Genomic DNA, 12,756 nt, shown 5'->3' with positions numbered 1-12,756 from the left:
CGTATGCGTGTGTTCAGTGTTGCGCGCAGGCGACCGCGATGTGTTCGCCCGAGCGCTCTTCGTATTGCCGTTTGCGATCGGCCAGCAGCCAGTACACGCTGCCCGCGATGGCCGCGCCGAGCAGCCAGGAGAACGGCGTCATCGCGCTGAAGGCCGGTACGACGGCGAGCGTGATCGAGATCAGCGCGGACGGCACGAGCGCCGCGAGCGCCTTGCGGTTCACGCCGCGCGTGTAGAAGTAGGCGCCGGTCGGCGCTTCGGTATAGAGGTCGGGCACGTTCACGCGCTGCTTGCGCACCAGCCAGTAGTCGACCGTGATGATCCCGTACAGCGGGCCGAGCAGCGCGCCGAGGCCGGACAGGAAATAGACGATCACGATCGGGCTGTTGTACAGGTTCCACGGCAGGATCAGCACGGCGATCGTCGCGCTGATCAGGCCCGCGCGGCGGAACGACAGGCGGTGCGGCGCGAGGCTCGTCAGGACGAAGGCCGGCGCAACGAAGTTCGCCATGATGTTCACGGCGACCGTCACGATCAGGAATGCGAGGCAGCCGAGCACGAGGAACAGCTTGTTCGGCACCGTCGCGATGATTTCCGTCGGGCTGTGGATGATGTGGCCGTTCAGCTCGAACTGCGCGCCGGCGAGCACGAAGCTGATCGTCGCGAACACGAGAATATTCACCGGCAGGCCCCAGAAGTTGCCGACGCGCACCGTCTTCGCGCTCGGCGACGAGCGTGCGAAATCGCAGAAGTTGAGCACCAGCGTGCCGTAGATCGCGAGCCACAGCGAACCGCCCGCGAAGACCTCCGTCCACATCTTCAGGCCGGTCATCGGCTTGCCGATCGACATCGCGAGATGGCCGCCCGTGCGGCTGAACATCCACGCGGCGAGCGACAGCGTCGTGACGAGGATCACCGGGCCAGCGAGCCCCTCGTACTTGCGGACCATTTCCATCCCGTACGTGAGGATGCCGATCTGCACGAGCCAGATCGCGACGAACGTGATCCAGCCCAGCGTCGACAGCCCGAAGATCGCGTTCTGGTCGAATGCGGCGAGGCTCGGCCAGATCGCGGTGAGCAGCACGCGCAGCACGACGGACGCGAGATAGGTCTGGATGCCGAACCATGCGATCGCGATCACCGCGCGGATCATCGCGGGCAGCAGCGCACCGTAGATGCCGAAGCTCATCCGGCTGATTACCGGGAACGGCACGCCGGTCTTCTGGCCCATGTAGCCGGTGAGGTTCATGAAGCAGTACACGAGCACCGCGCCGATCGCGAGCGACGCGAGCATCTGCCAGCCCGACAGGCCGAGCGCGAACAGCCCGATCGCGAACGAGTAGTTCGCGATGTTGTGCACGTCGTTGGTCCACAGCGCAAAGATGCTGTAACGACCCCAGGTCCGGCCCGCGGCCTTGGTCGGCGCGAGGTCGGCGTTGTGCAGCCGCGGGCTCAACGCGGGGTCGCGCGTGGCCGTATCGGTTCGATGCGATGCGTCGTCCGCGCCGAGCACGAGGCCCGAGCGGTGAGTGGCTTCCAGTTGCACGCCGTTGTCTCCTTCCATGTGCGGGGCGCGAAACCGGCAGCGTGTGCACGCAGCGCGGGCCCGGCCGCCGTGGACGTTATGTCTCGGATTTGTTCGCGAGTATGGGTGGCCGGCGCAACGATGGGAAATTAAATATTCGGCTGGGCGCCATTTGAAAAATGAATGGGGCGCGCTCGTCGTCGGCGGCCGGGTGCGGCACGCGCATTGCTCGTCAGCGGGCTCCATCCACATCGACATCAGCGGAGGTGTCATGCAGCGATATTCATTTCGTCATGTATCGCGAGCCGTCTTCGCCGGCATCCTGATTGCAGGTCTGGCGGCGGGCGCAGGCTGCCAGAAGAAGAGCGACGACGGCGGCGGGGCCAGTTCCAGCACGGGCGCAACGGGCGGCATGTCGGCCGCGCCGTCCAGCGCGCCGTCGGGCATGCCGGGCAGCGGAGCGGCCGGAAGCAGCGGCGAAAGCGGCGCGAGCATGCCGGGCGCGGCCTCCGCGCCGGGCGGCGCGAGCGGCGGCTGACAGGCGGGCGGACGGCGCGCAGGCCGCCCGCGCGGGTGCACCCTCCGCTTTTCCATTGCCGTGCCGGTGTGGCACGTGCGCCGGGTGGCGCGCGTGCGTCCGGCTGCATGAAAGATTTGCAAGGACCGTTGTAGCGATTCCCGGGCCGGCGGCGGCAGCCCGACCCCGACGCGCGCTGGCCGGACAGGAGGTGCAATGCAGAACACGGAATCGACCGCTGCCCCGAAAAGGCAGCGGGAACAGATCGAGCGGAGTCCGGTGAAAGCGCCGGCGGCCGGCGACATGCCCGATGCGGCGCCCCAGGTCGCTCAGGTCGCGCGGCGTCCGCTGTCGCCGGAGGCCGTCGCCGCGAAAATGCCGACCGGGCTGCCGCCGATCGAACGCGGCGCGCATGCGATCGACAGCGGCGACCCCGTGCGGCGCGCGGCCGGCCGGATCACGACGCTCGACAACGCGAACATGGCGATGACCGACAACACGGTCGACGTCGACGGCAAGGGCATGGAAGCCGCCGCGGGCGCATCGAAGCGGCACGACAACGTGATCCATTCGAACGCGTCCCTCGACGACGCGGTCGATACGCCCGACGAAGGGCTTGGCGGGATCGAGAGCCGTCCGTCCGGCAACCTGCCGCAGATCGCCGCGCGGCCGGGCTGGCGCGTGTGCCATGTCGGCGACGTCGATATCGAGCACGGCGACGGCACGCGCGCCGAGCATGTGATCCGTCTCGAGCGGATCGACTGACGGCGCGATCGGCGCCGGCCGTCGCGAAACCGTGACGGCCGGTTGCCGTGTTACTGCGGCCCGAGTTCCTGCGCGTGGATGTCGCAAGCAGTGTGCCTGCGCGGGGGATGACGCGCGCACGCGCCGGTGCGGCGGCGTGCGCGTGGCGTGGGTGTGGGCGTGGGCGTGGGGCGGGCCGGGCTGTCGCCGCGGTTGAAAAAAGACAGCGTCGCGCGCGGGCGACGCGACGCGTCAGCGGTTCACGAGCTTCGCCGGATACGCGAGCGCGAGGGCGCAGCCGACCAGCATGCACGCGGCGAAGCCATACAGCCCCGCGCTTTGCGAATGGAACGTGTCGCGCAGCCAGCCGATGAAATAGGTGCTGCCGAACCCGCCGAGGTTCGCGATCGAGCACGCGAACGCGATCCCGCCGGCCGCGGCCGAGCCCTTCAGGAACGTGGACGGCAACGCCCAGACGACCGGCATGGCGGCCGCGGCCCCCGCGTTGATCAGCGAGAAGAGCAGCACCGTCCCGAGCGTGCCGTGCGACGACGAGGCCGCGATCGCCAGCGCGACGGCCGACACCATGAACGGTACGACGATATGCCAGCGGCGCTCGCGCGCGCGATCGGAGCTCGCGCCGCAATACAGCGTGGCGAGCACGGCCGCGGCATTCGGAATCACCATCAGCCAGCCGATGTGATAAGCGTCCTTCACGCCCGTGTCGCGCAGGATCGTCGGCAGCCAGAAGCTCACCGCATACAGGCCGAGCAGCACGCACAGGTCGATCAGGCCGAGCGCCCACACTTTCGGATCGGAGAAGGCCTTGCCGAGCGCGTGGCTCTTGTTGCCGGACGGATCGGCGTCGAGATTCGCGCGCAGCGCCTGCTTTTCGCCGGCGCTCAGCCATTGCGCGGACTCGATGCTGTTGGGCAGCCAGCGCAGCACCGCGAAGCCGAGCAGTACCGACGGCAGCGCTTCGAGCAGGAACAGCCACTGCCAGCCGCCGAGCCCGTGCGCGCCGTCGAACGCGCGCATGATCCAGCCGGAGATCGGGCTGCCGATCATGCTCGACAGCGGCAGGCCGACCATGAACAGCGCGACGATCCGTGCGCGGCGCGCATCGGGATACCACTGCGTCAGGTACAGCAGCACGCCCGGCAGGAAGCCGGCCTCGGCGGCGCCGAGCAGGAACCGCACGATGTAGAACTGCATCGGCGTGTGCACGAACATCGTCGCGCCCGACAGCAGGCCCCACGTGATCATGATCCGCGCGATCCACAGCTTCGCGCCGACGCGCTGCAGCACCAGGTTGCTTGGGACTTCGAACAGGATGTAGCCGCCGAAGAACAGGCCGGCGCCGAGCCCGTACACGGTATCGCTGAACTTCAGCGCGTCGAGCATCTGGAGTTTCGCGAGCCCGATGTTGATGCGGTCGAGATAGGCCGCGAAGTAGCACAGGCAGAAGAGGGTGATCAGGCGCAGCGTGACCTTGCGGTAGAGATTGCCGTGCAGCGCGTCGTCGGGGGAAACGGCGGCGCTCGGGTGTGCGGTAGACATGGGATTGCCCCTGTTCGAGTGTGACGGATGAATGGGTGGCCGATCGACGCGAGCGGAGGTTCCGCTGCGCACTGGAGTCTGTATATCACGGCAATTAAATAGCGTACACACTAGAAAATACGGAATCGCACAGGCATGAAAATCGACGTGTCATGGCAAGCGCTTTCGTAGGATAAACCGAGCTTTTAATGAGGTTTTTGAAGATCGAGATCGTGCATCGAAACGATCGGGATGCGTGCCGGAATATGCACGAAATTCGTGCGTATGCACTTAAAAATGGAGTGTGTACGCGAAAGCTTGCCGCAGTGCGCAAACGCGCGTGCGGCAGCAGATTCGAGCACGGGCGGCCGGCTGTCCCGGCGGCGGTGCCGGCCGATCCACTGCTGTCAGGCGATCGTCAGGCGCGATGCGTGCCGGCTGACGCGAATTCTGATGCACCGCAATGAAGCGGCTGCCTGGCCGCCGGTCGCGCCGAATTGAGGGTGTACACTTCTTGTCTTTCCCTTACATGCGGCACGGGCCTGCACTTTCATGGCGTCTTCCAAGGATTCCTACGACTTTCACGACCAGGTCGGACACCTGCTGCGCCGCGCGTATCAGCGGCACGTGTCGATCTTCCAGGAAGCGATCCCCGATTCGGATCTCACGGCCGCGCAGTTCGTGACGCTGTGCGCGGTCAAGGAACGCCAGGCGTGCTCGCTGAACGACATCGTCAAGGCGACCGCGATCGACCAGGCGACGATTCGCGGCGTCGTCGAGCGCTTGAAGGCACGTGCGCTGATCGAGGTGCTGCCCGACCCGAACGACGGCCGCAAGCTGATCGTGCGCGCGACCGCGACCGGCCTCGCGCTGATCGACCGCACGGTGCCGTTCGCGCGGCAGGTGACCGAGCGTACGTATGGCGCACTCAATCCGGGCGAACGTGTCGCGCTGCAGTTCCTGCTGCGCAAGATGATGGAAGAAGACGGCGAAGCGTGATGCGCCGGCGGCGCCCGCGCGCCTACACCGCACCGGCGGTTGCGGTCGCAGCGGCTTCGTCGGCGCTCATCAGCCGGCCGGCCTCGCGCAGCGCGGCGCGGACCGTTTCGGGCGTAAACGGCGGCGCGTAGAACCGCACGCCGGTCGCATCGAACAACGCGTTCGCAACCGCGGCCGGACCCGGCACCGATGCCGATTCGCCCGCGCCGAGCGGCGGCTCGCCTTGCCTCGGCATCAGCACGACATCGACGTCCGGCACTTCCGCGAACGTCAGGATCGGATAGCTCGCCCATTCGCGCGACGCGACCTTGCCGTCCGCGAACCGCACGCGCTCCTTCAGCGTGCGGCTCAATACCTGGATCACGTTGCCGTGGATCTGGTGGCGCACGCCATCCGGGTTGATCATCGTGCCCGTGTCCTGGCCGACCGTCACGCGTTCGATGCGTATCTCGCCCGTCACGCGATCGACGCTCAGGTCGACGATCCATGCCGACCACGCCGCGCCGAAACCGGGGAAGCGGCTGTGCACGTAGCGCGCATACGCGATCCCGCGTCCGCGCGCGAGCCGCGATCCGTCGCGTTCGCGCTGCGTGTGCTCTGCGCGCGGCGTCCAGCCCGCACGGTCGGCCACGGCCTGCAGCAGCTCGGTCGCGCGCGCGTCCTGCAGATGACGCAGCCGGAACGCGAGCGGGTCGACGCCGGTCAGCGCCGCACATTCGTCGACGAACGCATCGTGCGCGAACGAGTTCGGCAACGCCGACACGCCGCGCAGCCACGACGCGCGCACGAGTGGCGCGAGATCCTCGCAGACGAAGCGGCGATGCGGGCTCGCGTACGGCGATACGGCCGTGCGATCGCCCATCTCGAACACGCGCGGCTCGGGCGCGATCGTGCCGGTCAGCAATGCCGCGAGCAGCGGCGCGTCGTTCGACGGATAGCGCGTCGTGAAGTCATAGCCGAGCAGGCGGCCGTCGCGCGTGACGGTGCCGGTCACCTGCATCGACTGGCCCGCGCCTTTCGGTTCCCACAGATGCTCGTCCGCACGCGACAACTGCACGCGTACCGGGCGGCCGACCGCGCGCGACAGCAGCAGCGCATCGCCGCACACGTCGTCCGCGCCGTTGCGGCCGTAGCAGCCTGCCGCTTCCATCCGCACGACGTCGAAATCGGCTTCGTCGCGCGCGACGAGCGTCGCGAGGTCGTAGCGCAGCGACACGGGATTCTGCGTGCCGGACCACACGGTGATTCGGCCGTCGCCGGGTTCCCGGTAGTCGGCAAGCGCGCATGACGGACCGATCGAGCCGTGCATCTGGAACGGCCACGCATAGGTGCGCGACAGCGTGATCGTGTCGGGCTGCGCGCGTGCGGCGTCCACATCGCCTTCGTCGAGCAGCACGCGGCGTCTGGCCGGCGCGGCGGCGATCGCGGCGGCCGGCTCGTCGAGCGGCGGCAGCGCGGCATGCGGCCGCCACGTCACGCGCAACTGGCGCGCCGCGCGGATCGCATGCTCCTCGCGTTCGGCGACGACGCCGACGAAATCGCCGATCGCGACGACGGCCACGAGCCCCGGCACGTCGGCGACCGACGCGCGATCGACGTCGACGAGCGAGGTGCCGACGAACGGGCCGCTGTCGTGGCCCGCATACGGTGGCCGCACGACACGACCGTGCAGCATGCCCGGCACGCGCATGTCGTGCACGAACGTGAGCTCGCCGGTCGCTTTCGCGGGCAGGTCGACACGCGGCGACGACTTGCCGACGATCCGGTAGCGGGCGGGATCCTTCGTGCGGGTGTTCAGGTCCAGCGTCAGCGCGATGCGATGCGCGGCAACGAGCGCCGCGAACGTCGCGCTTTGCCCGTTCGCCGAAATGGTTCCGTCGTCGATGGCCAGCCGCGCTGCGTCGACGCCGAACCGCTCGGCGGCGAGCGCCAGCAGCGCGTGGCGCGCCTGCGCGGCCGCGCAGCGCAGCGGCGTCGCGGAAATCTGGATCGTCGCGCTCGCGATGGTCGGGCCCTGGTTCGGTGTCGCGGCCGTGTCGCCGAGCACCATCGTCACGCGCGCGGCCGGCACGTCGAGTTCCTCCGCGACGATCTGCGCGAGCGACGTGCGGATGCCGGTGCCGAGATCGACGTGTCCGTTGAACGCGAGGATGCGGCCGTCGTCGAGAATCGCGACGAAGACTTCGGGCAGCGCGGGCACGTAGGACGACAGGCTGCCCGGCTGGCCGGGCGCCGGCTTGACGGGCGGCGCGGGCGGCCGGATCACGGTCAGGCAGCCGTTGCGCACGAGCAGTTCGGAGCGGTTCACGGGGGAGGTGTCCTGTCGGGAGCGGCGCGGCCGGCGACCGGTTGCGTCGGGGCGGGTTCGAACGGCGCGCGTCAAGCCAATCTAGGCCGCCAAAAGCGCAGCGTCAATCGCGGGCGACGCATGCGCGGCCCGCGATCCGTCGCGACTCAGCGCGCGTGCGCCTGGACGGCGTCGATCGCCGCGATCGCGTCGTCGAGCGGCATCACGGCTGCATATTTCTGCTGCATGTCGAACAGGTTCGCGTCGTGCGGCGCGATCGCGCGATCGCCGACGCAATCGGCGAGCACGAGCGGGCGGAATCCGTGCGACATCGCGTCGACCACGCTCGCGCGTACGCAGCCGCTCGTCACGGCACCCGCGACGAGCAGCGTCTGCACCGCGCGCTGCGCGAGCCATGGGGCAAGTTGCGTACCGAAGAACGCCGACGGCACGGTCTTGCGCACGACGAGTTCGCCAGCGGCGGGCGTGAGTTCGGGCACGATCGCGCTGTTCGGATGGTGCTCGGTCAGCGTCGCCATGCCGGGCACCTTCAGCGAGAACACGTTGTCGTCGCTGCCGTCGTCCGCGTACACGATGCGGCTGTGCGCGACGGGCCAGCCGCGTTCGCGCGCCAGCGCGAGCGCGCGCGTCGTGCGCGCGATCGCCGGCGCGATGTTGCCGCCGCCGAACGTCGCGGGATCGGCGAAGCCGACCACGAAGTCGACGATCAGCAGGCCGATGTTGCCGTGCGGCGGCAGCGGCGTGCCGAAACCCTGCTGGCGGTAGACGTTCGCTTCGGCGTGGCGGGAAAGATCGTTCATGGTGTCGGGCGCTCGTTGGTCACGCGGGTTGATCGGTCACGCGGCCGTCGCGCACGACGGTTTCGCCGTCGAGTTCGACCGTGCAGCGGCGCAGCGGGATGTCGATGTGGCAGGTGGTCGTGCGGTTGCCGCCGCCTTCGTTGTTCGGGCCGAGCGAGAACAGGAAGTTGCCCTCGAACGCGCGCGCGTCCATCCCGATCGTCGCCTCGCGGTCGTACAGCCCGAGCGTCGACCAGCGCGCACGCGGCTGCAGGCCCCAGCCGATATGCGAGATCGCATAGCCTTCGGGGTCGGCGAAGGTCTCCATGTAGTCGCGCAGCAGGTCGGCGTCGACGCCGCCTTCGATGCGCGTCGCATAACCGCCTTCGACGGTCAGCGCGATCGGCTCGCTCACGTAGTGCTTCTGCGGCAGCAGGATGTCGCCGCGATCGATCACGATCGTGCCGCGCGCGGTGCGGTCGTTCGGGTAGGTCAGCGCGAAGCCGCTCGGCCAGTGATCCCAGCGGCCCGGCGCGTCGACGAAGCCGTATTCGGCGGTCGGCGGGAACTCGCCGAGCGGGCACACGAGGGCGGTGCCGGCCGCCGACGTTACGCGCATCTCGCGGGCGGCGGCGATTTGCTTCGCCGCGGCGAGCACGCGCGTGCGGTCGGCCGGCGTCGGCACCATCCGCACGAGCACTTCGGGCGGCTCGACCGCGAGCAGGATCTTCGTGCCGGATTTCAGGATCTCGTGCTGTTCGGGCGAGAACAGCAGCGTCATCAGGTCGAGCACGAGGTCGCTCTCGCGCAGCGCGGCGATCGCGGCCTTGTTGCCGGTCAGCGGCGTCGTGCCGAGATACGCGAGCGGGTCGCGGCTGAACGCCTTGTCGCCGTTTACCGGCGGCAGGTCGAGCCGGTTGACGATCGCGCCCATCGATTGCGTCGCGATCAGCGCGCACGACAGCGTCTGCGGGTGGGTGGCCGCGCTCGTCAGGATCGTGACGGTCTGGCCCGGTTCGAGGCGCGACAGCGTGAGCACCTGCTTCCACGCGTCGATCAGTTGGGTGTCGCTGACTGGCATCGTCGGCTCCGGTAAAGGCGTGAAGGAAAAGGGGATCAGGCCGCGAGCGGCGCGCCGAGGAAGTCGCCGAACGCCGCGTAGAAGCCCGGTGCGTTGTCCCACGGGATCATGTGGCCCGCATCGGGCACGCGCACGTGCTGCATCGACGGCGTCGCGCGCTGCAGTTCCGCGACATCGTCGTCGCGCACCACGTCGCCGCGTTCGGCCGTGATCAGCAGCGACGGCACCGCCAACTGCGCGGCGTCTGCATGGAAATCGTCGCTATGGAACCCTTCGTACGTCGCGCGCACCGCGCGCTCGTCGCACGTATGCAGCCATTCGGCGCGCAATTGCAGTTCCGCATCGGTCCAGGTCGGGCAGAACGCGCGCATGCCTTCGGCGTCGGTGCCGGCGCGCGCGAGCGCCATCGAGTCGATGTACCACGGCAGCTTGCCCGGATAGTCGCGGCGGTTCGGGCCGGACACGGGCGGATCGACGAGCACGACCGATTCGAGCCCGCGGATGCCGCGCCGCGCCGCGCGCGCGGCGATCCGGGCGCCCATCGAATGGCCGACGAGGCTCGTGCGCGGCAGGCCGAGCGCGGCGACGAGCGCCGCGATATCGTCGGCCTGCGCATCGAGGCTGTAGTCGAGCGACGGCGACGCGTCGGACAGCCCGCGGCCGCGCACGTCGAGCACATAGGTGTCGAACGCCGCGCCGAATGTCTCGCCGACGAAGCCCCACGTGATCGCGGGGCTCGTGATGCCGGGGATCAGCACGATCGCGGGGCGCGACGCGCGCGCGCCGGTCGCGCCGCCGTAGCGCAGGTAGTGCTGGCGGATGCCGTTCGCGCGGATGTTCGCGCCGGTCAGGAAGGTCGAGGGCATGGATGGGCTCCGTCGGAAGGGCTGCGTTCAGTACGCGCCGGACAGCAGCGCGCCGGCGCCGGGCACGACGGGCTCGAGATCGAGCTCGCGCAACATCGCGTAGGTCGTCGCGATCGCGGCCGTGATCACGGGCTTGCCCGTCATCGCCTCGACCTTCGCGACGGCCGGCAGCGACGGCATTTGCACGCATGCGGACAGCACGATCGCGTCGGCGTCCTGGTACGGCAGCGTCTTCACGATATCGGGCAAGCGCGCCGGATCGTGACGGCCGACGTCGAGGTTGTCGGGAATCTCCAGCGCGCGATAGCCGAGCACTTCAAAGCCTTCGTTGCGGATGTAGTCGACCACGAGTTCGGTGAGCGGCAACATGTACGGCGCGACGACGACGATGCGCTTCGCGCCGATCACCTTCAGCGCGTCGACGAGCGCACCCGCGCTCGTCAGTACGGGTGCCTGTGCGCCGTTGTCGGCCGTGTGCTTCGTCAGGCGCGCCTGCGACACGCGGTGGTAGCCGTGCCCCATCGCCATGATCGCGACCAGGCACGCATAGCCGAGCACGTCGACGCGCGCATCGCTGAGTTCCACCGCGCAGCGGTCGGATTCGGCATCCATCGCCGCCAGTTCCTCCTTGACGACCTTCTTCATCCGCATCCGGCTCGAGTGATACGTGAAGCGCTCGGGGCGGATCGTTTCGCGCAGCCGCAGCATCGCGGGGATCTCGGTTTCCATCGTCGTGTTGGAACTCGGCACGATCTGGCCGATGCGGTAGGTCTTGCTCATGACGGGAGGCTCCGTGTCGGTAAGGGTGGGGCGGCACGCTGGCGCGGGATCGCCGGATTTCGAGCAAAGTCTAGTGTGTACATTTGAAAATGGCAATGGATCAAAATGATGTTCAGCGCGTGCAGATCGTTTGTGCACCTGGTGTTTTGACGAATTATTGGTGTTTTCCCGAATGCCGAGACAACGAACAACAATCCTCTTGTCCTGAGTATATTGAGTGTGTACGCTACATAAACGCCATTCAATCCGCCCGTTCTCGCGCCGCGCTCGGCGACGGGCCCACGATCAGGAGATCCGCATGAGCACACCCCGTATCGCAATCATCGGCGCCGGACTCGGCGGCACGGCCGCCGCGGCGCTGCTTCAGCGCGGCGGCTACGACGTCGCGTTGTACGAGCAGGCGCCGGCGTTCTCGCGCCTCGGCGCGGGCATCCACCTCGGCCCGAACGTGATGAAGATCATGCGGCGCATCGGCTGCGAGGACGCGCTGAACACGATGGGTTCGCATCCGGATTTCTGGTACAGCCGCGACTGGCAGACGGCCGACGTGCTCGCGCAGATCCCGCTCGGCGACTACGCGCGCAAGACCTACGGCGCGAGCTACCTGACCGTGCATCGCGGCGATTTCCATGCATTGATGACGCAGGCGGTGACGCCCGGCACGATCCGCTTCGGCAAGCGGCTCGCGTCGGTGGAGGACACCGGCGACGCGGTGCGCCTGACGTTCACCGACGGCAGCGTCGAGACGGCCGACATCGTGATCGGCGCGGACGGCGTGAATTCGCAGATCCGCGAGCACCTGCTCGGCGCGGAACCGCCGCGCTATACGGGTTATGTCGCGCATCGCGCGGTGTTCCCGGCATCGCTGCTCGGCAACAAGCCGTACGACATGTGCGTGAAGTGGTGGTCGGAGGATCGCCACATGATGGTCTACTACGTGACCGAGAAGCGCGACGAGTATTACTACGTGACCGGCGTGCCGCAGGCCGAATGGCCCGAAGGCGTGTCGATGGTCGACAGCAGCCGCGACGAAATGCGCGAGGCGTTCGCGGGTTTCCATGCCGACATCCAGCACCTGATCGACGTGTCGCCGTCGATCACCAAGTGGCCGCTGCTCGAACGCGATCCGCTGCCGCTGTGGAGCCGCGGCCGCCTCGTGCTGCTCGGCGACGCGTGCCATCCGATGAAGCCGCACATGGCGCAGGGCGCGGCGATGGCGATCGAGGATGCGGCGATGCTCGCGCGCTGTCTCGACGAAGTCGGCATCGGCGACTACGCGGGCGCGTTCGCGCTGTACGAGGCGAATCGCGCGGCGCGCGCGTCGAAGGTGCAACTCGTGTCGCACAACAACACGTGGCTGCGCACGAACGAGGATCCGTCGTGGGTGTTCGGTTACGACGTGTTCGACGTGCCGCTCGTCTCGCCGTCGCGCAACAACGTGGCGGCCGCGGCCTGACGCGCACGTGATGCCCGCGCCGGCCGGCGCTTTGCCGTCGCGGGGATCGATGCGCCGGACCGCGCGCATTTCGGCGTGTTATATGTCAGGCCGGCGCGCCGGCGGGTGCCAGCCGGCGGCGGTGCCAGCCGCCGGCCGACCCTCGGCCCGCACGCCGCATTC

11 protein-coding genes are annotated in these 12,756 nt (G+C 68.5%); 4 read left to right on the top strand and 7 right to left on the bottom strand.

Annotated features, from left to right (window positions below):
• Positions 1–13: 13 nt before the first annotated feature.
• Positions 14–1,564 (bottom strand): NCS1 family nucleobase:cation symporter-1, encoded by a 1,551-nt coding sequence (locus JYG32_RS22780; protein WP_213267061.1) that lies wholly within the window; start codon positions 1,562–1,564, stop codon positions 14–16.
• A 232-nt stretch (positions 1,565–1,796) separates the two neighbouring features.
• On the opposite strand from JYG32_RS22780, the gene JYG32_RS22775 reads away from it, so the two are divergent.
• Together JYG32_RS22775 and JYG32_RS22770 are read left to right on the top strand one after the other, a co-directional pair.
• Complete coding sequence (locus JYG32_RS22775; RefSeq protein WP_213267060.1) at positions 1,797–2,063, top strand: hypothetical protein; 267 nt, start codon at positions 1,797–1,799, stop codon at positions 2,061–2,063.
• Positions 2,064–2,258: 195 nt separating this feature from the next.
• Entirely contained in the window at positions 2,259–2,807 is a 549-nt protein-coding gene (locus JYG32_RS22770) for a DUF3005 domain-containing protein (RefSeq protein WP_213267059.1), read from the top strand.
• Between the two features lie 231 nt (positions 2,808–3,038).
• Here the strand turns inward: JYG32_RS22770 and JYG32_RS22765 are convergent, their stop codons facing one another.
• The gene (locus JYG32_RS22765; protein WP_213267058.1) at positions 3,039–4,346 is read right to left on the bottom strand and encodes an MFS transporter; all 1,308 of its coding nucleotides are present in this window, start codon (positions 4,344–4,346) and stop codon (positions 3,039–3,041) included.
• 531 nt (positions 4,347–4,877) lie between these two features.
• On the opposite strand from JYG32_RS22765, the gene JYG32_RS22760 reads away from it, so the two are divergent.
• Positions 4,878–5,324 carry a MarR family winged helix-turn-helix transcriptional regulator gene (locus JYG32_RS22760; protein WP_174383897.1) on the top strand — a complete coding sequence of 149 codons (447 nt, stop codon included), beginning with the start codon at positions 4,878–4,880 and terminating at the stop codon, positions 5,322–5,324.
• Between the two features lie 22 nt (positions 5,325–5,346).
• On the opposite strand, the gene JYG32_RS22755 is transcribed toward JYG32_RS22760, so the two are convergent.
• From JYG32_RS22755 to JYG32_RS22735, 5 genes are all read right to left on the bottom strand, one after another.
• A complete protein-coding gene (locus JYG32_RS22755) occupies positions 5,347–7,632 on the bottom strand; it encodes a xanthine dehydrogenase family protein molybdopterin-binding subunit (protein WP_213267057.1) in 2,286 nt (761 codons plus the stop codon).
• A gap of 146 nt (positions 7,633–7,778) precedes the next feature.
• Positions 7,779–8,432 carry an isochorismatase family protein gene (locus JYG32_RS22750; RefSeq protein ID WP_213267056.1) on the bottom strand — a complete coding sequence of 218 codons (654 nt, stop codon included), beginning with the start codon at positions 8,430–8,432 and terminating at the stop codon, positions 7,779–7,781.
• A gap of 19 nt (positions 8,433–8,451) precedes the next feature.
• The gene (locus JYG32_RS22745; RefSeq protein WP_213267055.1) at positions 8,452–9,492 is read right to left on the bottom strand and encodes a 2,5-dihydroxypyridine 5,6-dioxygenase; all 1,041 of its coding nucleotides are present in this window, start codon (positions 9,490–9,492) and stop codon (positions 8,452–8,454) included.
• A gap of 35 nt (positions 9,493–9,527) precedes the next feature.
• Complete coding sequence (locus tag JYG32_RS22740; RefSeq protein ID WP_174383893.1) at positions 9,528–10,358, bottom strand: alpha/beta fold hydrolase; 831 nt, start codon at positions 10,356–10,358, stop codon at positions 9,528–9,530.
• A 27-nt stretch (positions 10,359–10,385) separates the two neighbouring features.
• Positions 10,386–11,138, bottom strand: a complete 753-nt coding sequence (locus JYG32_RS22735) for a maleate cis-trans isomerase family protein (protein ID WP_174383892.1) — start codon at positions 11,136–11,138, stop codon at positions 10,386–10,388.
• A 298-nt stretch (positions 11,139–11,436) separates the two neighbouring features.
• On the opposite strand from JYG32_RS22735, the gene JYG32_RS22730 reads away from it, so the two are divergent.
• Positions 11,437–12,594 (top strand): FAD-dependent monooxygenase, encoded by a 1,158-nt coding sequence (locus tag JYG32_RS22730; protein ID WP_174383891.1) that lies wholly within the window; start codon positions 11,437–11,439, stop codon positions 12,592–12,594.
• Positions 12,595–12,756 lie beyond the last annotated feature (162 nt).

This window comes from Burkholderia pyrrocinia (assembly GCF_018417535.1).
In the GTDB taxonomy this organism is placed as follows: Bacteria; Pseudomonadota; Gammaproteobacteria; order Burkholderiales; family Burkholderiaceae; genus Burkholderia; species Burkholderia pyrrocinia_E.
This window is presented reverse-complemented; position numbering and strand designations above follow the sequence as displayed.